This is a genomic window from Paenibacillus oryzisoli (assembly GCF_001653565.1).
Taxonomy (GTDB): domain Bacteria; phylum Bacillota; class Bacilli; order Paenibacillales; family NBRC-103111; genus Paenibacillus_E; species Paenibacillus_E oryzisoli.
Window position 1 is genome coordinate 44,493 of record NZ_LYPB01000070.1, and the last position, 24,639, is coordinate 69,131.

The 24,639-nt window shown below is 43.9% G+C and carries 16 protein-coding genes; 12 read left to right on the forward strand and 4 right to left on the reverse strand.

What is annotated here, in order from left to right; all coding sequences use genetic code 11:
• Positions 1-12 precede the first annotated feature (12 nt).
• The 9 genes from A8708_RS16425 to A8708_RS16465 all read left to right on the forward strand — a co-directional run bounded on the left by A8708_RS16425 (position 13) and on the right by A8708_RS16465 (position 14,975).
• The gene (locus A8708_RS16425) at positions 13-1,071 is read left to right on the forward strand and encodes a hypothetical protein (protein ID WP_068665300.1); all 1,059 of its coding nucleotides are present in this window, start codon (positions 13-15) and stop codon (positions 1,069-1,071) included.
• A complete protein-coding gene (locus A8708_RS16430) occupies positions 1,068-1,337 on the forward strand; it encodes a phosphopantetheine-binding protein (RefSeq protein ID WP_068665302.1) in 270 nt (89 codons plus the stop codon). Before A8708_RS16425 ends, A8708_RS16430 begins: the two co-directional genes overlap by 4 nt.
• 39 nt (positions 1,338-1,376) lie before the next feature.
• Positions 1,377-2,717 (forward strand): ANL family adenylate-forming protein, encoded by a 1,341-nt coding sequence (locus A8708_RS16435; RefSeq protein ID WP_068665304.1) that lies wholly within the window; start codon positions 1,377-1,379, stop codon positions 2,715-2,717.
• Positions 2,718-2,743: 26 nt separating this feature from the next.
• Entirely contained in the window at positions 2,744-3,598 is an 855-nt protein-coding gene (locus A8708_RS16440; protein WP_068665306.1) for a sugar phosphate isomerase/epimerase family protein, read from the forward strand.
• Positions 3,599-3,627: 29 nt separating this feature from the next.
• Positions 3,628-4,791: an aminoacyl--tRNA ligase-related protein gene (locus A8708_RS16445; protein WP_068665308.1), complete on the forward strand. Its 1,164-nt coding sequence runs from the start codon at positions 3,628-3,630 to the stop codon at positions 4,789-4,791.
• A gap of 292 nt (positions 4,792-5,083) precedes the next feature.
• Positions 5,084-6,112, forward strand: a complete 1,029-nt coding sequence (locus tag A8708_RS16450) for a hypothetical protein (protein ID WP_068665310.1) — start codon at positions 5,084-5,086, stop codon at positions 6,110-6,112.
• 304 nt (positions 6,113-6,416) lie between these two features.
• On the forward strand, positions 6,417-6,689 hold the full coding sequence (locus tag A8708_RS16455; RefSeq protein ID WP_068665312.1) for a hypothetical protein: 273 nt from the start codon (positions 6,417-6,419) through the stop codon (positions 6,687-6,689).
• A gap of 182 nt (positions 6,690-6,871) precedes the next feature.
• On the forward strand, positions 6,872-11,050 hold the full coding sequence (locus tag A8708_RS16460; RefSeq protein WP_068665314.1) for a glycoside hydrolase family 9 protein: 4,179 nt from the start codon (positions 6,872-6,874) through the stop codon (positions 11,048-11,050).
• 133 nt (positions 11,051-11,183) lie between these two features.
• Entirely contained in the window at positions 11,184-14,975 is a 3,792-nt protein-coding gene (locus A8708_RS16465; RefSeq protein ID WP_068665315.1) for a polysaccharide lyase family 8 super-sandwich domain-containing protein, read from the forward strand.
• Between the two features lie 62 nt (positions 14,976-15,037).
• Here the strand turns inward: A8708_RS16465 and A8708_RS16470 are convergent, their stop codons facing one another.
• Positions 15,038-15,457 carry a MarR family winged helix-turn-helix transcriptional regulator gene (locus tag A8708_RS16470; protein ID WP_068665317.1) on the reverse strand — a complete coding sequence of 140 codons (420 nt, stop codon included), beginning with the start codon at positions 15,455-15,457 and terminating at the stop codon, positions 15,038-15,040.
• A 208-nt stretch (positions 15,458-15,665) separates the two neighbouring features.
• Between A8708_RS16470 and A8708_RS16475 the strand changes: the two genes are divergently transcribed.
• The gene (locus tag A8708_RS16475; RefSeq protein WP_068665319.1) at positions 15,666-16,121 is read left to right on the forward strand and encodes a CBS domain-containing protein; all 456 of its coding nucleotides are present in this window, start codon (positions 15,666-15,668) and stop codon (positions 16,119-16,121) included.
• A 193-nt stretch (positions 16,122-16,314) separates the two neighbouring features.
• A complete protein-coding gene (locus A8708_RS16480) occupies positions 16,315-17,988 on the forward strand; it encodes an LTA synthase family protein (protein ID WP_338044204.1) in 1,674 nt (557 codons plus the stop codon).
• A gap of 1,173 nt (positions 17,989-19,161) precedes the next feature.
• Here A8708_RS16480 and A8708_RS16485 read toward each other — a convergent pair.
• The 3 genes from A8708_RS16485 to A8708_RS16495 all read right to left on the reverse strand — a co-directional run bounded on the left by A8708_RS16485 (position 19,162) and on the right by A8708_RS16495 (position 21,998).
• Positions 19,162-19,821 (reverse strand): DNA-binding response regulator, encoded by a 660-nt coding sequence (locus A8708_RS16485; protein WP_239696724.1) that lies wholly within the window; start codon positions 19,819-19,821, stop codon positions 19,162-19,164.
• Between the two features lie 180 nt (positions 19,822-20,001).
• Positions 20,002-20,988 carry a GNAT family N-acetyltransferase gene (locus tag A8708_RS16490; protein ID WP_068665325.1) on the reverse strand — a complete coding sequence of 329 codons (987 nt, stop codon included), beginning with the start codon at positions 20,986-20,988 and terminating at the stop codon, positions 20,002-20,004.
• A 119-nt stretch (positions 20,989-21,107) separates the two neighbouring features.
• A complete protein-coding gene (locus tag A8708_RS16495; RefSeq protein WP_068665327.1) occupies positions 21,108-21,998 on the reverse strand; it encodes an AraC family transcriptional regulator in 891 nt (296 codons plus the stop codon).
• Between the two features lie 117 nt (positions 21,999-22,115).
• On the opposite strand from A8708_RS16495, the gene A8708_RS16500 reads away from it, so the two are divergent.
• Positions 22,116-24,638 (forward strand): glycoside hydrolase family 2 TIM barrel-domain containing protein, encoded by a 2,523-nt coding sequence (locus A8708_RS16500; RefSeq protein WP_068665329.1) that lies wholly within the window; start codon positions 22,116-22,118, stop codon positions 24,636-24,638.
• Position 24,639: the final 1 nt, after the last annotated feature.

Genomic DNA, 24,639 nt, shown 5'->3' on the forward strand with positions numbered 1-24,639 from the left:
AGGATGAAAAAGGTGCAACAAGTCATTGAAGTAAATAATGAACAGAATATCAATTTGGCATTTATGGAATGCTTCACTTCCTGCGTTTTAACCTATTTAAACATTCAAGGAAAAGACTACAGGAAGATTTTGTTGAGTTATTGGAATTTAAGTTATCAGTTCAAAACGCTGCTATCGGGAAAGGAAGCGCGGCAACTACCGTTGGAATACTTCTATGGGTTGAAAATGACGTTTATCAAAGGCGATGAGGAATCGCTTAAGCGTTATATTCGTAGCGGACACAGTGCGATTTGCTTATGCCAGGCGTCCAAGCTTGAGTTTTTTCCACGCTCTTTCTTGGGCATGGAGGAGAGCGGCTTCCAGCATTCGATTCTGCTCTACGGTTGGGATGAACAGCAGGAGCGTTATCTCGTAACGGACCCAGTCGTCAATATGGTCGTAACCCTAAGTCCGGATGAGCTTACCTACGCAAGCGCTATTCGCCTAGGGAGCAATGAGGTTCACTATTTCGTCATGGAAGATTCGGTGGTTCCCTTCTCGGAGCCTAATTTGGAGTCATGCTTGATTCATTGCACCGAGCAGATGTTGACGCTGTATAGAAATCAGCGAAAAAGCAAGTCGGATCCGATCATTCCTAAGGGTAGCTCACACGAACAGAAGGTGAGAGCTTGGCAGCATTGGTTTAATAATCGCCATGGCGGCATTCGAGCATTGGAGCACTTCGAGGAGGATCTACGGAATTCCGACGGGTGGACGATCCGTAGAAGGAACGATTGGATAGTTATCAATACAAAAACTATTACCTCTATTCGACGGCTTCGTAGTGTGGTTTGGAATACATACCAGGATATGGCAGATTTTAGCGTGGCGCAGGAAGAGGAAGGACAACGACAAATTGATGCAATTTTAGCTATGTGGAATTTGATTAATTTCCTCCTGCTAAAATACAAGAGTGGGCAAAACAACCAGGCAGTCGTTCCGTCTATTTTAGTTCGAATTGATGAGCTGAAACGCATCGAACTGCAATTTTTGGAATGGTTGTATCTCGCCATTAGGGAGGGAGCTCAATGAGTGATGAGAGCTTAGATAACCGACTGAAAGAAATTCTTATACGGAACGCAAGGATAATGGTAGAGGCGGAAGAGATAATGTCAGATACTAATATTGTGGACGATTTGGCGCTTGATTCCATTCTTATTGTTAATCTATTTGTAGATTTGGAAGAAGAATTCAATATCACAATCAACGTGCAAGATATAGCGATGCCGATCTTAAGTAAATATTGTCTGCTTCAAGAATATGTTCTAGAGCGAATAGCTGTACAAGTAGCACAATAAGCATAGACTTGCCGCCATAACGAAGGAGGAACGAGCACGTTGTCAATTGGATGGCTTCTAGATAAAATGTCTGATTTTGCTGATAGGGAAGCAATGGTTTTTATTGATAATTCAGTGACGTTTGGCAGATTATTGGAGGACTATACGAACTGGAAAGATATTATAATCGAACGTCAGATAAGCTCTGGAGAGGTGATTTTGTTAGAGGGAGATTATTCTCCTGTTGTCAGCGGAGCGATTTTGGCACTGATTGCAAACGGTAATGTGATTGTTCCTGTATCTGTTAATGTAAGACATAGACTTCAGGAGTTATACCAAATCGCTCAGGTTAACAAATCGATTCACTTCGACGGCGACAGCTACCGTATTGCAAATCATGAACGCAGCGCCCATACGGGACTTCTGGAGCAGTTTCTTCTCAAAGGGCAGGCTGGTATGATCCTTTTTACGTCTGGAACTACTGGTGCACCAAAGGCGATTCTTCACGATATCTCGCAATTGCTTGAACGTTATAAGGTATCGAGAGATACTTTGCGTACCTTGTCATTCCTGCTTTTTGACCATATTGGCGGAATCAACACCTTGTTTCATACGTTGGCTAACGGAGGTACAATCATTGTGCCTCCAAGCCGGTCTCCTTCGGAGATCTGTGCATTGATAGAGAAGCATCACGTAGAGTTATTACCTACCTCGCCAAGCTTTCTGAATATGCTGTTGATGACGAGAGCATATAAGCAATTTGATATGTCTTCATTGCGTGTGATTTCGTATGGTACAGAGGTAATGCCGGATTATACGCTGCAGCAATTAAACAGTGAGTTCCCTCACATTCAAATGCGACAAACGTATGGTTTATCGGAGCTCGGCATTATGCGGGCCAAGTCGAAGCATTCTGGATCTCCCTGGTTGAAAATCGGAGGGGAAGGGATAGAGACAAAGATCGTCGATGGTGTACTTCATATCCGTTCTCAAACGGCAATGGTCGGATATTTGAATGCGCCAAGCCCATTTGATAAAGAAGGCTGGTTTAATACGCAGGATCAAGTAAGCGTGGATGGAGAGTACATGAGGATTTTCGGGCGATGCTCAGAAATCATTAATGTAGGAGGAAGGAAAGTATACCCTGTCGAGGTGGAGGAAGTATTGCTCCAAATGGGCGAGGTGTGGGATGTTACTGTCAAGGGAGAACCTAGCTCCTTGTTGGGCCATGTAGTTACTGCGGTTGTTAATACCGAGCTTCTGATTGATGCTAAGGAGCTTAAGCAAAGAATACGAGCCTTTTGCCAAGACAAGTTAGAGGACTATCAAGTTCCTGTGAAGGTTTATATCCAAGAGAAGGAGTTATACTCAGAACGTTTCAAAAAGTTGAGAAAAGCCTGATCACGATTGTATTGGGGGTGTGTATTTTGAATTATTCATTATGTTCCATTTCATTTCGGCATGAGCTTGTTTCTTTCAATGACCTGGTTCATTTTGCCTGTGAGAAAGGCTTTGCTGGGATTGAACTGTGGGGAATTCATGCGAAGGCGCTAGTGCGCAACCATAAGTATGAGGTATCCCACTTATTAGATAAGATGGAAGCTAAGGGCGTTCGGATTTCAATGGTTAGCGATTATATCGATTTATTCGCAGAGGATGATCAAACGTTGGCGGTATTAGAACGAGGGAATTCGCTCTTTGCACTTGCTCAAACGTTTCGAACCAATAAACTTCGTATATTTGCAGGGAATCAGTCTAGCTCCGTAGCTAATCCGAGAGTTTGGGAACGGTGTGTGACAAGATTGCGGAATCTTGCTCAACTTGCTTCTGAGAACGGTGTTTACCTCGTAATCGAGACGCATCCAAAAACCTTAGCGGATACTCTCATATCCACGCTCCGTTTGTTGGATGAGGTGGCTCACTCCCATATTCGTGTTAATCTTGATTTTTTACATATATGGGAGTTGGGAAGTGATCCGTTGTACGCTTATAGGGCATTGAAAGAGTGGACGATCAACTATCACCTAAAAAACATATCTTGCCGTGATAAGCTGGGCGTATTCGCACCTGATAACGTGTATTCTCCAAGTGGTGATCGAGATGGCTTGACAACTCTTTCCGATGGCATCATTGATTACACGTCGATTGTCGAGCAACTGGATCGTGACAACATGACTTATACGGCAGCTATTGAATGGTTTGGGGATCACCCCTTCTACTACTTGGAGAAAGAGCTCGCTTGGCTGAAAAAGCATGATCAAAAATGCGATGTGTTCATATAAATTTTAATTGAAAGATAGGTGCATCAGTAATGATCAAAACTTATCAGACTGAAGGAAAGCTAAATGTAAAGCAAGCGAATTCACTGCTTTCTAAATTAGTGTATAGTATTGAGGGTATCTCTAGTTGTTGTCTCGACGATCAAACGCAAGAGATCGTTGTCGATATGCTTCCTGAAGCTGATGTAGACACGATCGAGAGAACAATTTCTGTTTTGATAGAGAAAGAAAGGCATAATAGAATCATTGGCAGTCGCACATACATCGAAAGTGATGAGAAGGTTTCTACACAGCAAGAGGAGATGCATCTGATTGATGATTTGTTCGCTGCTGACGGATCTGTACGAAGAGGCCTGGCAGTTACATTGTTCCAGCAAATAGATCGCCTATTACAGGAATTATCTCTTCATCATAATGCACAATTTCGCAGCTACCCATCAATGATTCCACTCGATATCCTTCACAAATGTCGATATATTCCGACGTTCCCCCAAAATATTCATTTGGTGTCAGAATTCCCGCATCGCTTAGAAGATCTAAACAAGGTTCGAGAACCTGGTGATTTAAAGAATCTTGCTCGACTTAGCCCCTATGCGCTTTCTCCAGCCGTCTGCTTTCATTGTTATGCGGAGTTCTCAGAAAAACGGTTATCGAATCCGTTGTTGTTGACCGCCCGTGGCACCTGTTACCGGCATGAAGCTGTGTGGAGACTAGGCAGGCACCGTATGAATGAGTTTAGTATGAGAGAGATTGTCATGTTTGGTGATTCGTCATTTATTGAAACTAAAAGAAAGCATTTTATGGAGGATGCATGGACGTTATTTGAATCGCTTGGTTTGCGAGGTAGAATTGAGACGGCAAGCGATCCTTTCTACTTTTCGGAGGAAACTGCAAAAGGACAGCATCAGCTTATGGGAAATATGAAGTATGAATTGGTTGTGGAAGCTGGCGGAGGAAACGGCTCTTTTTCTATTGCCTCGTTTAATAATATGGAGGATTCGCTATGTAAGTCTTTTGACGTGCTAAATGATGAGTATAAGCCCATGCATTCGGGTTGCATCGCATTTGGGATTGACCGTTGGGTATTTGCATTATTGTGCTGCTATGGTGGCGATTATGTCAAGTGGCCAGCTGCTGTTAAACAAAAATTGGAACAGCCGCTTAACAGATTCCTTGGACATTTAAAAACTCTTTAAGGACGGTTCACACATCTTCTGCGAATACACGGAGTAAAAAGGGGTGCTAAACACCCCTATTTGTGCTGTTGTGTAAACTTCTAAACCCATTAAAATGGTAGTATAGGAAAGGAATAGATTGTTTCTTACCACATTAGAAAGCATAAGGTTTCGGTTCCTGAAAAAATCTTGATAATTGGCGATAGAAACTACCTTTAAAACGCGGTCGCACATTTTGAAAGGACTTCAATAGAAGTTTTTCGCATTGCTATAATCTTTAGCCTAATTGAAACTAAAGTCAGGAGGAGAAAACATGAAAAAAATAAGCTTGCCATTGGCCAAGCCTATCATCACATCCTATCCTACTACAACTGCTGTTTTATCAATTATTTTAACGGAATCATCTTCACTTCCTTGGTTTTACAATAATTTTATTCAACTTTACAGTCGGGGAAAAGAATTTATCCAAACTGGGCTGGAGTTTTATAATGATTTTATATTTAAATTTTGTCCTTTAATTGCTCAAGAACATTTGACTAGTGAAAGTATTGAAATTTTAGATATAGACGTAGTTATATTTATGTTACGGTTATTAGAAAAAAATAAATATATTTTTGTTTACTTGGATATGTTTCATATCCGTGCATATACCCAAGCATATCAAAAAAAACATGATTATCATGCAGCTTTAATTTATGGATTTGATTCGGAAGAAAAAATATTTTATATTGCTGATTTTTTCAATGGGAAATATAGCTACGAAACAGCAACTTATGAGGAGATTTGTAGTGGTTATTACTCAATGGGAAAATTTAATTTACAACAAAATATCAGCGGAATAAATGTTCTGAGTTTTAATAAAAGTCCATTTGGATTATATGAGAAAGAAAAATGGATTTTTAATGCGGCAATGGTTTCAACTTTAATACAAGATTATCTATCATCCAAGGATAGTTATGCAATATTGGGTACCCCAAAAGAAAACTTAATTTGCGGTATAGAAGTGTATAACGTCTTAATTGAGAATTTGAATGAGATACATAATGGAAATAAAAAGCTTTCGGAGTTCCATATTAAACCATTTCATATTAGTTGGAATCATAAAACTGTAATGTTAGATAGAATTAAATACATGGGGGAATTAGGTGTTTTGAAAAACTATAAAAAACTGTATGACGATTATAAAGAAATTGTTACTTTATCTTTGATCACACGAAATATAGCATTAAAAAGTTTTATTACTAATGATGCATCCCTAATGATTAGTGTTTCTGAAAAACTACATTACATGATTAGTCAAGAGAAGCTTATATTACAAGACCTAGTTAATCAGTTAGAGTAGTTGAAAATCTGTGCGTGCGTATAACAAATGTTGACATCAGTAGCACAAAACATAAAAAGATCGCCCGCGAAGCATGCAAGTTGAAAGGTGATCTTTTTTATTTACATGCGCTTAGCAAAACTAGGTATAACTAATTGAATAAAGATCAAATAAGGAAATCGTTGATAAGTACCAAACTACCAAATTCCAATCGATAAGATTATTAAAGTAGAGACAGATTCTTTGCCCACGTTGCACAGTGTGGTGTAACACTCACAACTTTGCCCAAGGATAAACCCATTCGTCCGAAGTGAATGATTATACGATGACGCTTGGTGGAGTTGCGCCACGGCCTTGGTCGGATACGTTCTTCTTCTACGACAATCAGTGTCAGATGGTATTTGACAAAGGGGAATGTAAACCGCGGCTTGTCCGCAATTATGTCGGTCAGTGGAATATGCAAGACGAATTCGAGGAGAAGGTTCCTCCTTTATTCCTTCTGTCTGTCTTTTTCTATTCTTATTTCTTGCTTATTTGCTTGTGTGTGCATTTAACCACCATGTCAACTGCGATAGGCACAGTAGCAGTAGTGTGGTAGCAGTAGCCAAAGTTGCCCAACTCCCAGAATTGATCACAAGTTGTTGAGATTACATCATCGTTCGATGATTAAAGATTGCGTATAATTGGAATGTAAGCGATTTCTAAAATATGGATGCACAGGAGGAATGGTTAATGTCAAGCACCACTCGTATGAAAGGAAGGTCAAGGAGATTTTGGTGCATGTGTTTAGGTTTGATTCTCGCGTTAAACACACTGTTGATTTCACCAAGTATAACCTCAGCAGCTGTAACACCGCTGCCAGGACCTAACAATCCACTTCTTTATGATGATTTTAATGGTGGTGGTCTTTTCAAGCAGAACTGGACGAACTGGTTCAACCAAGCAGGTGGAACAGGCACATATTCTAAGACAACCGTCGACTCGCGTCAAGTCGGGTTATTCACCCAAACGCCAACGTCGAGCTCGTCGTGGGCCAAATTCCAGCCCATGAATGAGACTGTAGATTTGACGGGGTATCGGTATCTAAACGTTACGATGAAAAATCCAGGTTATGCGAATTCACTCATTCGGATTGTTGTTGGGGATGGTACGACCAATTATAATCTAACCGCTGGCTGGGTAGCGATTCCAACAACGTGGACGACGAGTCAATTTGACTTGAATGCTTTAACTCCAGCCCTGAACAAAAAGACAGCGAGGTTTGAAATTTGGCTCCGTCAATCCGGGGGTACTTATGGCGAGACGCTGATTGATGATATTTTCGCGTCTACGGACAACAGTGGCACTGCTCCGACACTAACGGGCACGATGACCGCTAACTCAGCGAGCGGCTATAATCAGAATACATCCTTTACTTTCAAAGCGACGTATACAGATGTAGACAATGAGAAACCATTTGCTATGCAGCTTGTTGTCGACGATACCCTCTATGATATGAGGGAAGAGGATAATGCAGATACCACCTACTCCAATGGCAAAAATTATTATTTCATCACGAAGCTGCCTGTGGGCTCGCATACTTATTATTTCCGAACGACAGACTTGACGTCGAATCCAGTATCAACGACGGTCCAGAATCAACCTGTCGTTACGAACACAGCGCAAGTCATCGATGTCACAGTCAGCCAAGCGGGGTATAACGCTGGTGGATTTAAAAATGCCAAAGTAACTGCAGAGCTTGCACTAACGGATCTATCATATGTCGTGAAGAATGGTGCAACCGTTGTTGCTACTGGCAATATGACGTATGATGGTTTCTTTTGGAATAAACACGTATATTCGATCGATTTCTCATCCATCACAGCTAGCGGTACGAATTATACCGTTGTCAGCAATAGCATTTCCTCCTTTCCATTCGCAATTCAACCGAACATTTGGACGAATTACAAGGATGAAATGACGGCTTTCTATCGCATCTTGCGCGCGAGCGTAGCAACTTCCGATGCGTATCCTGCTGGATATAGCTCGGTCGCACCATCCGCTAATATTTACCATCCAGCTGGTCACTTGGATGATGCGTCATCGGCTGACGGCTTGACGCACTATGATTTGACTGGCAGCTGGTATGATGCTGGAGATTACGGCAAATACGCAGGCAATCAATGGGTAGGTTCAGAAATAGCTCTGGCCTATATTCGTCATGCGGATGCGGCTAGCTCCAAATTCGATAATGACAGCAATGGCGTTCCTGATCTAGTCGATGAGGCCGTCTTTGGCAGTGAGTACTTAGTCAAATTTGCCAATCAATTGGGCGGTGAAATGTATGATCTTAAGAACAATGCCGGAAGCTTCATTCACCCTGCTAAAACGACGGACAACATTAACGGCACAGCGGACGATCGTAAGCTCTCCGGATTAGGGGTAGGAGGCTCCGCCAAAGCAGCGGGAACATTAGCGGCAACAGCAAGAGCAATCCGCACAGCAATCACGAAAGGTGACATCGCGCCAGCGAAGGTCACAGCGCTCACAACCTTCGCGAACAATTGTGAAGTAGCTGCGGTTACATTTTACAATTACGTCGTTGCAAATCCGAATGGACCAATTGGTTCTTACGGAACTCGTGGCGGCATTCCAAATTCCAAGCTTTTAGCGGATGTAGAGCTGTATTTATTGACGAATAACGTAGCTTACAAAAATGCAGCAACAGCTAATATCAACACGCTTGTTTTCGCTGATTTGGCATCAACGAATTATTGGGATATGAGACCGATGTCCTTGGCGGAATTCTATCCAGTTGCTGATACTGCAACGAAAGCTCATATTCAATCCTTATTGAAACAACAAGTTGATTATTTCTTGTCCTCGATAGATGATACGCCATATAGCGTACTGAACCAATTTAAGAATTTCGGTGTGAACGAACCGCATGCGTCTTATCTTGGCGACATGATGCGGTACTACGAGCTATTCCAAGATCCTGCTGCATTGCGTGCGGTCGAGAAGGGGATGTACTGGATTTTTGGGGAAAATCCATGGAATATAAGTTGGGTTTCCGGTATCGGTTCGGACTTTGTTACTTACCCGCATACGCGATTCGATGAAGGCTCCAATTCCAAGCTTGGGTCGGGTGTGGTATTCCCAGGCGCCATGGTCAGTGGACCTAATATGAAAGATACCAAAGATAAACTGAGCGTAAGCCCATGGTATCAAGATCGTTCACTGTACGAAGATGATACGAATCAATGGCGTTACAATGAGTTCAGTATCAGTATTCAAGCAGGACTTTTGTACACGATAATGGGATTGAGTGCGAATTCGACAGCAAGCTCAACAGGCGGAGTAACACCGACGACACTTCCTGTTACATCACCCACCATCGGCGATTATGTGCGAGGTAACGTAACCGTATTTAGCGGTTCCACAACAGGGTTGTCTAATCTCGAATATTCATCCACAGGCACATCAGGTACATTCCTGCCGATGACCGCTTCGGGTAGTGTGTATGCAGGGACCGTTGATGAAAGTGCTTCAGCTGCCTATTCAAATAAAAGAGTGGATATTCGTGGAACAGATGCAACAGGTAGAGAAAGCTACAGTTCAACGCATTACACGGTGGCTGCACCGCTGCCAGATCCATCCACACCATTAATTTACGATGATTTCGGTGGTGGCGGCATTTGGGGTTCTGTTGGTGGTAATGGTGAATGGGTAAACTGGTATACACAAAATGGTGGAACAGCGGCCTTCGTCAAGACAACGTTGGATGGGTTAACGGTAGGTAAATTCTCGCAAACACCGACTGCGGTTAATTCATTTGCTAAATTTCAGCCATGGCATGATTCTGTTGATTTATCTGGATACCGTTATCTTAATTTCAAAGTTAAGAACCCAAGCTATGCTAATTTAAAGATGAAAATCGAATTAAATGACGGTACGCGTACCTATAACTTGTCCGGTGGTTATATTACAGTTCCGACTACATGGACAGATCTAGCCTATAATCTAGATACGTTATCTCCAGCCGTGAGCAAAAAGAAAGTGACATTGTCCATCTGGTTGAACCAAACTGCTGTTGGTTACGGTGAAATGTTCATGGACGAGATTAAAGCAACAAACGTAGCTAGTGGAACGGCACCGACCCTGAGTGCGATTAGTGTTGATAAAGCTTCGGGTGATGCAACAACGGACTTCACGTTCAATACAACGTACACGGATGTGCAGAATGAGAAACCATTTTCCATGGAGCTCATCTTGGATGGGATTGTTCGTCAAATGGTAGCTGTAGATCCTGCAGATGTAACTTACAGTGACGGCAAAGCTTACAAGTATACGACGAAGCTGCCTGTCGGTATTCATTCTTACTACTTCCATACAACGGATACAACCTCCAATGCAGTAAGCAGCGCTGTACAGTCGGGTCCAAGCGTGACACAACAATTACTTCTTAGTGATTTCAATAATGGTCTTGCAACAGGTTGGACCCCTACGAGTGGAACTTGGTCGGTTCAATCCTCGCAATACAGCGGTCAAGCAGGAAGTTCAAACAGCTACTCCATCGCTGGTGAGTCGACTTGGACCGACTACACATTGGAAGCGAAAGTCAGTGTAACCAACAACACGAGTGGCAATAAGGATGCGGGGCTCATAGCTCGGTACACGGATGCCAATAACTATTACATGCTCTACTTGAAAAATAATGATCATGCCAGTAGTCGGAAAATGGAACTGGTGAAATCAGTTGCTGGCGTCAAAACGACATTAGGCTACACAAGCCCAAGTATTGTTGCTGACACGTTCTATACCTACAAAATCGTCTTAAATGGCAGCAATATCTCGGTGTACAAAGATGGTGTGCTTCAAATCAGTGCGGTAGATACTTCCTTTACTAGTGGGAAGATCGGTGCGCGTACGTATGCGAATACGAAGGCCTATTTTGATGATGTTTCGGTAACAAGATAGTAAATGCAAAGAACTTCCAGTTCATGACTGGAAGTTCTTTTAAAGAAGGTGTGCTACGAAAGTGTGCTTTGTCCTTTTCCGATCACCAAAGGAATGACACCAATATGACATTAATCAATTGGAGGCTAATGGAATGCGGATTGAATCGTTCAATAGATTGATAATTTTTAGTTTAGCACTGATAGTTGCTTTTGGATCGCTGCTTTTACCGGTAGATACGAAGAAAGCCTATGCATCCGACGAATTTGATGTGTTAAGGGAGAAGTACGTGGACATGTTATTAGGTCCGTCGACGTATTCACTAACCGATGTTGATATTGCGGCGCGTATCGACGAGATTACAGATACAGCGCAGGAGCTTTGGGATACGATGCTTACGGACGTAAATCGGACTAAACTTTGGAACTATTACGCGATAGGCAGTAATTACCCAGAGAACACGATGTATACCTATCAGTTTCTAGCCGATATGGCCAAGGCATACCGAACATACGGCTCGCCCCTCATGGGAGACCCAGACTTGAAGGCGGCGATTATCGACGGTTTGGATTGGATGCATGGCCACATTTATTATGCCGGCGCTTCGACTTACGGTAAGAACTGGTGGTATTTTGAAATAGGCGACCCACTTGCGCTGAATGAGCTTGTAGCACTTATGTATGATGATTTAACACAGACGCAAATTGATGAGAATGTGGCAGCTGTGAACTATTTCCAGAATGATATCGACATGACCGGGGCTAATCGGATGTGGGAAGTCCGAGTGTGTGCGATCGCAGCCATTCTTGGGAAAAATAATGTTCCAGCGGGTACTACACTCGCCGATGCTCGTGACGGCATGAGTGCCTTTCTTCCTTATGTCACGAAAGGCGATGGTTTCTATATAGACGGTTCGTTTATTCAGCATACGGATATCGCATATGCAGGCGGATACGGTGCAAGCTTGATTTCAAGTCTAGCCGAAATTATGTATCTGCTCGACGGATCCTCTTGGGAAGTTGCTGATCCTAACTTTGCGAACGTTTATAAGTGGATCTATGAATCCTTTGAGCCATTGATTTACAAAGGGAATTTCATGGATACGGTTCGCGGCAGGGAAATATCCAGATACTATGAAGAGGATAATGTCTCGAGCGGTAATGTTATCAGCGCGCTTATCCAACTAGCTTATATAGCTTCTAGCACGGATGCCGCTGCCTTTAGGAGCATGGTCAAAAGCTGGCTGCAGGCAGATCCAGCCCAAACTTATTTGAAAGACGCAAACATGTGGCTGCTCATAGAAGCAAAAAGTATTTTGAATAATTCAAGCATTTTACCGCGGGCTGAGCAGATTACTTACAAGCAATACGCGAGCATGGATCGTGTCGTACAGTTGAGACCAGGTTACGGGTTCAATATAGGGATGTTCTCGGATCGCATGAAAAACTATGAGGCACTCAACAGCGAGCCTAACAACATTTGGTACGTTTCTTCTGGGATGACTACGCTCTATAATAACGATGTGACTCAATTCAACGACAACTTCTGGCCGACTGTGAACAACTACCGGTTGCCGGGAACGACCGTACTTAGCGGCGTTGGCCAAGAAGCCAACCAAAGAGGCGTGCACGCATTTGCCGGTGGAACGGACATATTGGGACTTTACGGCGTAACAGGCATGCAGTTTCAGTCAACGCTTCACGAGAAGAACTCTATAGTAGATTTAACATTGAAGGCCAAAAAATCGTGGTTCATGTTCGACGATGAAATCGTGGCGCTGGGTTCCGATATTAACAGTACAGACGGCGTTACGACGGAGACAATCATCGAAAACCGGAAGATCAATTCTGCTGGAAATAATGCCCTTACCGTGAATGGTACTACCAAATCTACTTCTCTCGGGTTGGCGGAGACCATGACAGGTACGAACTATATACATCTAGGCGGTAACGTGTCCGGTTCGGACATCGGTTACTACTTCCCAGGAGGCGCGACGATCAAGGGACTTCGAGAAGCGAGAATAGGCAGTTGGAATGACATCAATGGGAATGATGCTCCGACGACCGATTACACGCGCAATTACATGAACCTTTGGTTCGATCATGGGGTGAACCCAACGAACGGAACGTATTCCTACGTCCTGCTTCCGAATAAAACGAGCACACAAGTGGCAAGTTACGCGGCATCGCCGAATATTACCATTCTGGAGAATTCAAACCAGGCGCAGGCTGTTAAGGAAACGGGACTGGGCATTACCGGCATTAACTTCTGGCAGGACGCGCGGAAGACGGTAGGCGGAGTAACGTCTGATTCCAAATCGTCGGTTATGACGCGGGAAACCGCGAGCGATTTCGAAGTATCGGTATCGGACCCGACGCAAGATAACACTGGCCACATCTATATCGAAGTCGCAAAATCCGCGAAAAACCTCATTTCGAAGGATGATGCGGTAACGATCTTACAATATAGCCCGACGCTCAAATTCAAGGTGAACGTAAAAGACTCAGCAGGCAAAGCGTACAAGGTGAAATTCGGCTTGACGGGTACGCAGACGGCCAATCCGGCTCCGATCCCAATGCCTAACCTTTATGAAGCGGAGACGCTGCCCATTCATTTGATGACAGATGGTATTAACGTCTATAATGACGCGAGTGCGAGTGGAGGTAAGAAGCTTGGCTTTATTACTTCGGCTGCAGGCGACTTTACGGAATTCAGCGTGGATGTGCCGCAAGCAGGTACTTATGACGTACTGGGCCGCATCATGAAGGCGAGTAATAATAGTATCATTCAGCTTTCGATCAATGGCGTGAACATTGGACCGACGTATGATACATATTGGAATACGTCGGAGACGTATAAAGATCTTAAATTTGGCACGTACACATTCAGCTATCCTGCCAGTTACTTGTTCCGTATCACCACAACGGGCAAGAACGCTAGCGCGACGGGATACCGCCTGATCATGGACTACTTCACACTGACACCGCCGCCAGCCGATGGTTCGATAACAGTGGACAACACGGATTTCGGCTTCTTTACGGATTCAGCATGGGCGGCTAAGAGCACGCCGGCCACTAACTATTATGGTCCGAATTATCGGGAAGATGGCACGAGTGGAGCAGACACAACGAAGTGGGCAAAGTGGGTGCCTACAATTCCTGTGACGGGCAATTATGATATTTACATGAGATGGCCAACAGGCACAACCAGACCAGACGCGGCTCCGCTCGAGATCACATATAGTGGCGGCATGGACACCTCCAAGACGGTAAACCAGCAAGTATATGGAGGCACTTGGCAGTTGATCGGCAATTATCTGCTGACAGCAGGCTCTGCCAACGAGGTGAAGCTATTAGCAACCGATGCGGGGAATACATTTGCGGATGCTGTCAAGTTCGTCCCTACGTTTGCGGACACGCAACAATTGCTTCTTAGCGATTTCAACAACGGTCTTGCGACAGGTTGGACACCAACAAGCGGGACTTGGTCGGTGCAATCCTCACAGTACAGCGGGCAAGCAGGCAGTTCAAATAGCTTCTCCATCGCAGGGGAGTCCACTTGGACTGACTATACGTTGGAAGCGAAAGTTAGCGTAACTAGTAACACGAACGGCAATAAGGACGCGGGATTAGTTGCTCGCTATACGGATGCCAATAACCACTACTTGCTCTATTTGAAAAATAATGATCATTCCAGCAGCCGGAAAATGGAACTTATCAAATCGGTCAATGGTGTTAAAACGGTATTAGGCTACGCGAGTCCAAGTATTGTGCCCGACACATTCTACACGTACAAAATCGTTCTAAATGGCAGCACGATCTTCGTCTATAAAGATGGTGCACTCCAATTTACTGCTGAAGATACTGCCTTTACGAGCGGTAAGATCGGAGCGCGCACGTATGCGAGTACGAAGGCCTATTTTGATGATGTATCGGTAACTAGATAATAATCAAAAAAACTTCCAGTTATTTGAACTGGAAGTTTTTTTGTTGTTAGGAAGGATGTACTTTAAAACGTATCATTAAACTTATTCAGCAGTTCACCGAACCTTTGTTGATCTTCCTCCGTCCAATCTTGCAGATGTTTCGTTAAATATGCCAATCTGGCTTGCTTGTTCAAAGCTAATTCCTCTGTACCTGCATCCGTAAGCTGCATAGAGTAAGCTCGGCCATCTTGTGGATCTGGAATTCGATAGAGATAGCCTTTTTGTTCCAGAGCAGCGGTCTGCCTGCTGATTGTCGAAATGTCGAGTTGGAACTCCTCGGCTAAAGCTTTCACGCCGGCGGATCCATGTGTCGAAATTTGATGGAGCAATAGGTAAGCAGCGCGATCCAAATTACCGACTTTTTTATTCGTGGTCGCAGCGATAAAACGGCGAATGAAGATACCTAGTTCTGCTTCTATGATTTGAATGGCGTTTGTTGTCATCCGATAAGACCCTCTTCGTTCTGTGTTTGAAATCGATCATGGTTGTTATCGTAACATATACCGGATTATTTGAATATCTTCCAGAGTAGGGCGATTAACAGCCACATTAGGATTGACTTCAACCGACATAGTTGTATAATGCAAGTATATAGTGTCATCATACATCTTGTTAGATTAGAAGGCAATAGCAGACGGGAGCGGGCACAATTTGAAAGCTAAGGAAATTATGGTCAGTCAAGTGTATAAAGTAAAAGAAAATGATACGGTTCGCGCAGTTATTGAGAAGTTCCTCATGCACCGGATCAGTGGACTTCCTATCGTGAATGATCGTAATGAAGTCGTTGCCTACATTAGTGATGGGGATATTATGCGCTACATTGGCAAGCACGATGATTATATATTTGGTACGTATCTCTACACGGCTGTGATCAAAGGCGACAATGATGAGTTTCAAGATCGCGTGCGTAATTTGCTTCTTTTGAATGTGATGAAAATAGCACAGAAGAAAGTGATTGCGGTAGATGCTGAAGAGGACATTGAGCAGATCGCTGCTATTTTGGGGAAAAAACGCATAAAAAAGCTACCCGTGATCAGGAGAGGCGTTCTAGTAGGCATTATTAGCAGGGGAGATGTGATTCGGCATTCCTTCCAGTCGCTTTTATAACAAATGTTTGTAAATGAAAGGAGCTATCCTTATGTTGGAACGGCTCAGGCATAGATTATTTTTATTTCCATTATTTATTGTGATCAAAATTTATGTAGCATGGATGATTTTATTTGAAACAGGCCCTTCAGCCAGAATACTTTTGACAGAAATCCCCGCAATCTTAATCACGTATTGCGTGGTTGAATATGTGGTGAAAAAACATAAACTCGCCTGGTATCTCGCGATTGATCTGATAATGACGATTTTGTTTTTTGCACTTGTTATTTATTACAAACATTTCGGCGTTATTGCTACGTATCACGTCTTAACCCAAGCCAAGCAAGTTGGTGCTGTTAAGAAGAGCATTTTCTCGGTAATCGAACCCCAATATCTGTTGTTCTTCTTGGATATCGTGATTGTTGCTTTCTTTGCGTTCATGAAGCCCAAAACAAGAGAGTGGAAGCCGCTTAGCATGAAGATTGTGGCTAGTGTTGCTTGCTTCTCTCTCTTACTTTGTGCACTTAGTGTGATTCCTAACCGCAGTTCCTTCAATGAAAATGTGAAGGCGTCCAAAATGGGCATACTCAATTATGAAATGTATAACCTGCTCTCTCCTAAGAAAGAAGAAATCATTAGCACGGATCAAATTACGCAGTCTGCTATTGACGAACTGAAGAATAAAGTTGCGGTTGAAGCACCCCTCTTACAAGGGGCAGCACGCGGCAAGAATTTGATTATTATTCAAATGGAGTCCTTTCAGAACTTCCTCATTGGTTTGAACATTGATGGAACTGAAATCACCCCCAACTTGAATCGGTTAGCGGGATCCAACTATTATTTCCCGAAATTTTATCAACAAATTGGTCAAGGGAACACGTCGGATGCCGAGTTTATCGTGAATACGTCGTATTACGTACCGCCTGATGGCGCGGCCACACAAGTGTATGGGAAGAAAGATTTACCCAGCCTTCCGAAGCTTCTTCAGAAGCAAGGCTATACCACGATGAATTTCCATACGAATGAAGTTGGATTCTGGAATCGGGATGATTTATATCAAGCCATTGGCTACGATCGATATTATGATAAGCAGTATTTCAAAGATGAGGATGCCTTCTTTTACGGCTCGTCCGATGAAGTGCTGTATCAGAAAACAGCGGCAGAATTAGCTTCGTTTCAAGCGCAGGGAACACCTTTTTACGCACACGTTATTTCCATGAGCGCTCATAACCCGTTCACCATTCCGGAAGAAAAATATAAAATGACCCTGCCTGAGCGGTACGAAGGCACTTTCGTAGGTGATTATATACGTGCTGAGAATTATGCGGACTATGCACTTGGCTTATTTATCGAGGATTTGAAGAAACGAGGGATTTGGGAGAATAGTGTTGTTGTTCTCTATGGTGATCATCGTGGACTACCCTTATTTTCATTAAAAACGGATGATAAACACTTATTGACGGAAATATTAGGTCATGAATATAGCGAAAAAGAACTCATCAATATTCCTCTTATTATTGCAGCGGAAGGCGTCACCACACCGAAGGTGCAAAGTCAGCTCGGAGGTCAAATAGATATTCTACCTACGGTAGCTAATCTACTAGGTGTACCTTTGACAGACTATCTACACTTTGGCCAGGATTTACTTAACCAAACGGCTTATAATTTATTACCACAACGTTACTACTTGCCAACGGGCTCATTTGTAAATAATGAAGAACTTTTCATGTCGGGTAAAGGTTTCGAGGATGGCAACTTCTATACACTTGCCGGTAATGCCAACGAACATCAATCCGCTACGGAAGATGAATTTAATCATGCGTTGAAGCTTCTGCAATTATCCGATAGTTATGTATCTCAACTTCCAGATCGTGTGGAGCCTGAATAAAGGAAAAGCCTTGCGAGCATCGTAAGGTTTTTTTCATACGAGGAAAGATGAGATGGGGGTGAAAATGCCCCCCCTTTTTACGATAACACGAATGTGGCCGCCCAAGATAAGATGATGGCATCATCTTATCTTGGGCATTTGGCTATATTTGGGGGAAATAAAGTGATGGCGTAACGCTAAATCGTTAAATTCTGCGAAAAAATCAACTTTTGGAGCTAATAGCGTTATCGCGTAACGTTATTGTGTGGCTGATAGCCGAAATTGGCCGAATAGCGCTTTTACATAGCGTTATTTATAGTGCTATGTGGCTTCTGGTCCTAGTGTATAGGTACAAATGCGATCGGAACCTGATGCTGGTAGAAGCAGCTTGGATTGGACTAATTTTTGTTTGGCCGTCCAAGATAAGATGATGGCATCATCTAATCTTGGGCATTTGGCTATATTTGGGGGAAATAAAGTGATGGCGTAACGCTAAATCGTTAAATTCTGCGAAAAAATCAACTTTTGGAGCTAATAGCGTTATCGCGTAACGTTATTGTGTGGCTGATAGCCGAAATTGGCCGAATAGCGCTTTTACATAGCGTTATTTATAGTGCTATGTGGCTTCTGGTCCTAGTGTATAGGTACAAATGCGATCGGAACCTGATGCTGGTAGAAGCAGCTTGGATTGGACTAATTTTTGTTTGGCCGTCCAAGATAAGATGATGGCATCATCTAATCTTGGGCATTTGGCTATATTTGGGGGAAATAAAGTGATGGCGTAACGCTAAATCGTTAAATTCTGCGAAAAAATCAACTTTTGGAGCTAATAGCGTTATCGCGTAACGTTATTGTGTGGCTGATAGCCGAAATTGGCCGAATAGCGCTTTTACATAGCGTTATTTATAGTGCTATGTGGCTTCTGGTCCTAGTGTATAGGTACAAATGCGATCGGAACCTGATGCTGGTAGAAGCAGCTTGGATTGGACTAATTTTTGTTTGGCCGTCCAAGATAAGATGATGGCATCATCTAATCTTGGGCATTTGGCTATATTTGGGGGAAATAAAGTGATGGCGTAACGCTAAATCGTTAAATTCTGCGAAAAAATCAACTTTTGGAGCTAATAGCGTTATCGCGTAACGTTATTGTGTGGCTGATAGCCGAAATTTGCCGAATAGCGCTTTTACATAGCGCTATTTATAGTGCTGCATGGCTTCTGGTCCTAGTATATAGGTACGAATGCGATCGGAACCTGATGCTGGTAGAAGCAGCTTGGATTGGACTAATTCGTGAAGTAATTTTCGAGCATGCTGTCCCTTAATGCTTAGAAGATCGCATATCTCTTGAGGCATGAAAGGTCTCTGCAAACGTATGGCGAACCGAAGAATTTCTCGCTGCTTCAACGATAGCTTCAGATCAGTAGTCATGCCGCCGCCATACAATATTCCTAATACTTGCTGAATAAGTTGCTGACAGCGTCGTGGCTTTTCTTTGATGGCATCCAGGGGGAATCGGTAGATGTGCCATCCGTCTAACATCAACTGGTTTTGTCTTTCGCGCTCATACTCAAAGCTTCGACGGGTCATGTTTTTTGCATGTGAGCTGAAATCGTCCACTTCCCAATTGATGAAATAGGGAGGTCTGATGTAGGCGAAGTCCAAATAGAAGACACCATCTCGATAATTGGTGACTTCATACTCAGCATGCAAATAATCCAAGCTTCCGACGGCAGGCAGCCAAATGTCTTGAGCAAACAGTTTTTCATTGTGGGCATGTCCTTCATTTAAGCGACGTAGCGCTTCTCCCGTAAGATTTTTCTTTTGTCTGTCCAACCATGATTCGTATATATCCAAGAATATCCCTCCTCAGCTAGGAACAAAAAACACCGCGCCATCCCGAATAGGGAGGGAGCGGTGTGCTTCACACGCAATAATATGTAATAAATACTATAGTATAAGAAGCTTTTTGTCACGATATTTGAATCGGATAGTAGATGATAAAAGATAGCGTTTTCTCGTTCTCTTGTTATATACTCAACGCAGCTCACATACCATCTTATAACTTCCAGGCTCCGCTCGAAAGCCGATCAAATCACGGTTAATGTGCAACATTGGAGCATTCATGGAGTCATTGTGTGTTTTCAAATAGGGGACTCCATGGGCACGAGCAGTTTGCACACCGAGCATCTTTAAGGCTAGAGCAATTCGCCGACCCCGATATGCTGGGAGTACTCCGGTGTATTCATGATACATGGCACGTGTTTGCTCGTTCTGCTGCAGCGTTACAACACCAATAAAGCGTTCGCAATCCTTGGCGATATGGATCCATTCGGGGCGCACGCCATTCTGCGCGATACTCCACTTTTTCCATTCTTCAAACCACGGAAAGTCTCCGGAGTAGCCTGGAATATCCGGATGTGTGACCTTATATAAATCATGCAGCTTCCTCTCACTGACTTCTCCAGGTTCATCCGCCAAAGTGATGAACTGAATGCCTGTACGTTCAGCATCTTTGATGGATTCCTCGAGTGTACCCCCATCAAATGTTGCCAAGTCTAGAACAGATTCGAAGGAATGACGTTCCTTTACATGGTTGCGTCGTTCAGCAAAATCTAAGGACTGTTCGTCGCTCTCCTTCATATAGCCGATGAGCCGTGTGGCTTTAACTTCAAGTGCCCATTGATTAAGCACCTCATATAGTTCATTACCTATACCGTTACAACGTATTTCCGGGTCTACTACCAGGTTATAGATCAGTGCGCCAGGCTCCGTCCATGGAGCTCGCCATGCGATTGCATAGGCGACAATATGACCATGCTCGTCTTCTACAACCCATTTGGGACGATCCCATCCCATCAACTGTCCTTCTTCATTATAGTGCAGTTTTCCTGGAGGGATTTTGTCCTCGTCTTCGTTCAGCTGTTCAGCTGTTGTTGGTTCTGACCAGATCAGATTTAGGAGCGGTGCTACCGCTTTAAAGTCGTCTGGTTGCTGTAATTTTCGAATAATCCAATTGGGCATGTTACAACCTCCATCAAGGCTTAGATTTCCATACTGTCATTATCTCATGCCAAGAGTCGGGTATCATGGTAAAGTCTGGATATAAGTAAAGTATCTTATCTGTATGGATTCCGTGTGCGTTAATCTATAAAAGTCGTATAAGCACTCATGCCTTTGAACTTATAAGGTGTGTAACCTACATGCTTCTTGAATAGTTGGCAGAAGTAGGAAAAGTTCCCCAATCCAACTCCCTCACCAATATCTTGCACGGACATATCTGTGGTTCGCAGAAGCCAGCAAGCTTGTCGAATTCGACGTGCGGTCAAATACTCGGTTATGGTACTGCCTATGGATTGATGGAAAGTGGCAGATACATGGTTCGGCGTCAAGTGAACAGCCGATGCGAGCTCTTCGAGCCGGAAAGGCTCCATATAATGCGCCTCAATCCAAGCAAGCATTCGTTCGGCTGTGGATGAGCTTCTACCTGAAAGATGAGGCAGAGCATCCGAATTCTTCTCGGAATCGGTACGAAGCTGGTGCAAGAACGCCGTGAGGAAGAGGGTCTGCTCTTCCAGCAGTCGTTCAGGTCCTCGTTCCTTGACCAGATCCAGACGCGGCATATAGCTGCGCAATAAGACTTCAAGCTCCGCAAGACTTTCACTCCGGAATGCCTGCGGCATTAGTGGATCCTTCCACAGCTTCATGAGGAACTCGCGCAACGTTGGAAAGGTAGAGATCGCTGCCACTAAGACAGCCGGTTCCAGTACGAATAGCGAGCGGATATAGTTATCTTGAGGTAGATTGTTGATCCGAATGCGATGTAATTGAAAGGGTCTAAAACAGAAAATAGAGCCTGGCGCCAGCTCGAGAATTTGTTGTTCTATTACGACGATTCCAGTTCCTTCATGAACGATAAGTATCTCCATTCCTTGGTGAGCATGAAAGACTTCTTCGAATGCGTGTGTTCGATCTTTGAAAAACGACAATTGCACCGGGTGCACGTTTAAGTTCATGTAATTCATCAATTTCATAAGCGATCACCTCATCGTATTCTAACAACATTTTATCATAAGAGGCATACACTTTTGTGTCCTTTTTTTTGATACGATGGAGTCAAGTGAATGCGCAACTAGGAGGAGACACGTAACATGTTGAAACAACGATTAACTGAGCAATGGGAGCATTATCGCGGATCATTGGGCGGTGTTTGGGAAGTATGGCGATCCGATAAGTTGCAAAACCATTATAACGTTCCATGGGAAATGGTGACGCTTCCACATACATACAATGGGATGGATGTGATGGATCCCGATCATAAGTATTACCAAGGTCAAGGCTGGTATCGAAACAAACTAGAAGTACATAACCCTTATCCGAAGGGGAGAACGCTGCTTCATTTTGAAGGTGCGGGACAACGCACAGATGTATATGTGTATACCGAAAAAGTAGATTCCCATCTCGGTGGTTACGACGAGTTCACGGTGGATATTACGGAGGCGATGACACGTTCGAAGGAGATTGAGCGATATGCGGGACTTATGCCGGTCGCAATTGCTTGTGATAACAGTCGAGAACTGGAGACGATCCCTTCAGATGCGAGTGATTTCAATCTCTATGGTGGTGTGTATCGTTATTTGAATCTTGTCTATGTACCACAGATATCTTTGGCTCAGGTACATGTTGATGCGCAAGTTGCAGGGGGTTCAGCTCAACAACAAGCAGCCGGAAGCGGCAAAGTCATCGTGCGAGCTAAGTTGTACAATCCCGAACAGCTCCCAGAGGAAATTAAGCTTACCATTGTGCTGAAAGGGCAGGACGGAACCATTGCCGGTCAAAAGGAGATTACCTTACCAGCATGGCAGGGTGAGAAGGAAATCGCGGCGTTCGAGGTGGAGAATCCACGTCTATGGTCAATTGCAGACCCTTACTTGTTCGACTGCTCTGTTGAACTTGACTGTGCAGATGGCAAAACCCGAAGTACCGAACGGTTCGGCTTCCGAACGTTTGAATTTGTGAAGCAGGGGCCTTTTAAGCTGAACGGTGAGCGTCTCTTACTGCGTGGTACGCATCGGCATGAGGACCATGTAGCAGTAGGTGCAGCGATGACAGAGGAAATGCTGCGTGAAGAAATGGGGCTCATCAAGAAGATGGGCGCAAATTTCATTCGCCTTGGACACTATCAGCAATCACGAATCGTACTGGATCTATGTGATGAATTAGGGATTCTCGTTTGGGAGGAAATCCCTTGGTGCCGCGGAGGGTTAGGTGGACCAGCGTATCGTGGTCAATGCATCGATATGCTTACGGCCATGATTGAACAGCATTATAATCACCCATCCGTGATTTTATGGGGATTAGGTAATGAGAACGATTGGGAATGCGATTTCGATCACTTTGATCAGCAGGAAATTCGTACATTCATGAAAGAGTTGCATGATCTGTCACATGAGCTGGACCCAAGTCGATTAACGGCCATTCGTCGATGTGAATTTTGCAAGGATATTATCGATGTGTATTCGCCTTCCATTTGGGCAGGATGGTATCGTGGCGTGTATACCGAGTATGAATCAAGTTGTCAGACGGCATTTGAAACTGTAGACTCGTTCTTCCACATGGAGTGGGGAGCTGACAATTTGCCAACTCGGCATGTGGAGAAACCGTATACGGGCTTTGCTTTTATGACCCATACGAATAATGGCGTCACGGATGAGCGTGATGGGGACTACTTATTGACGGGTGGCGATCCTCGCGTCTCACGTGATGGCGATTGGTCAGAGACGTATTTCTGTGAAATGATTGATTGGTACTTGAAATCACAGGAGAAGATGGACTGGCTGACGGGTGCAGCACAGTGGTCTTTCAAGGATTTTGCAACACCGGTTCGGCCGGATTCTCCGATTCCCTATTTGAATATGAAAGGAATCGTCGAGCGTGATCTGACTCCGAAAGAAGCCTTCTATGTGTTCCAATCCTACTGGTCAGAGGAGCCGATGGTTCGTATTTATGGTCATACGATGCCGATTCGTTGGGGCGCGGAGGGTGAACGAAAGTTGATCAAAGTGTACTCGAACGCTGAACAAGTTGAGCTTTTCCTGAATGGCGAGAGCTTGGGTGTGAAGCAGCGCGATTCGCAAGATTTCCCATGTGCGGGTCTTCGCTGGGAAACGGAGTTGACCGCTGGTGAGTATCATCTGCGTGCAGAAGCCATCTGTAAAGGGACTGTTGTAACCGACGAGTTGCAGTTTACGTATCAATCGGACGCGTGGGGTAATCCAGCGGAAATTCAAGTAACAACGGAAACATTAGAGGATGGACGTGTTTACTTGGAAGTTCGAGCGTTTGATGCTGAAGGCATCTATTGCCTGGACGCGGCTAATTTCGTACGATTTGGATTAGCTGGAGATGGAAAGCTGCTCGATAATCTTGGCACAATCCGTGGCTCAAGACAAGTTCAGCTTGCTAGTGGTCGTGCGGGGATTTATATAGATCCTACAGGTGGATTGCCTGCTGGGATAACGGTTACGGATTTTGTGAGTGCAGGTGGCCCGGCTTCATCTTTAGCTTCTTTATCACAGGGGGATAGAGAAGTTCAGCGTACATATACTTCCGTTGTCAGTGCTGCATGTGAAGGTATGCCTACGGTAACAGCAGTTATAGAAGTTGTGAAGTAAA

Coding starts and splice junctions, on each gene's coding strand:
- A8708_RS16500 (WP_068665329.1), top strand. CDS start 22,116: ATGTTGAAACAACGATTAACTGAGCAATGGGAGCATTATCGCGGATCA.
- A8708_RS16465 (WP_068665315.1), top strand. CDS start 11,184: ATGCGGATTGAATCGTTCAATAGATTGATAATTTTTAGTTTAGCACTG.
- A8708_RS16450 (WP_068665310.1), top strand. CDS start 5,084: ATGAAAAAAATAAGCTTGCCATTGGCCAAGCCTATCATCACATCCTAT.
- A8708_RS16455 (WP_068665312.1), top strand. CDS start 6,417: ATGACGCTTGGTGGAGTTGCGCCACGGCCTTGGTCGGATACGTTCTTC.
- A8708_RS16470 (WP_068665317.1), bottom strand. CDS start 15,457: ATGACAACAAACGCCATTCAAATCATAGAAGCAGAACTAGGTATCTTC.
- A8708_RS16490 (WP_068665325.1), bottom strand. CDS start 20,988: ATGCCCAATTGGATTATTCGAAAATTACAGCAACCAGACGACTTTAAA.
- A8708_RS16430 (WP_068665302.1), top strand. CDS start 1,068: ATGAGTGATGAGAGCTTAGATAACCGACTGAAAGAAATTCTTATACGG.
- A8708_RS16460 (WP_068665314.1), top strand. CDS start 6,872: ATGTGTTTAGGTTTGATTCTCGCGTTAAACACACTGTTGATTTCACCA.
- A8708_RS16495 (WP_068665327.1), bottom strand. CDS start 21,998: ATGAAATTGATGAATTACATGAACTTAAACGTGCACCCGGTGCAATTG.
- A8708_RS16445 (WP_068665308.1), top strand. CDS start 3,628: ATGATCAAAACTTATCAGACTGAAGGAAAGCTAAATGTAAAGCAAGCG.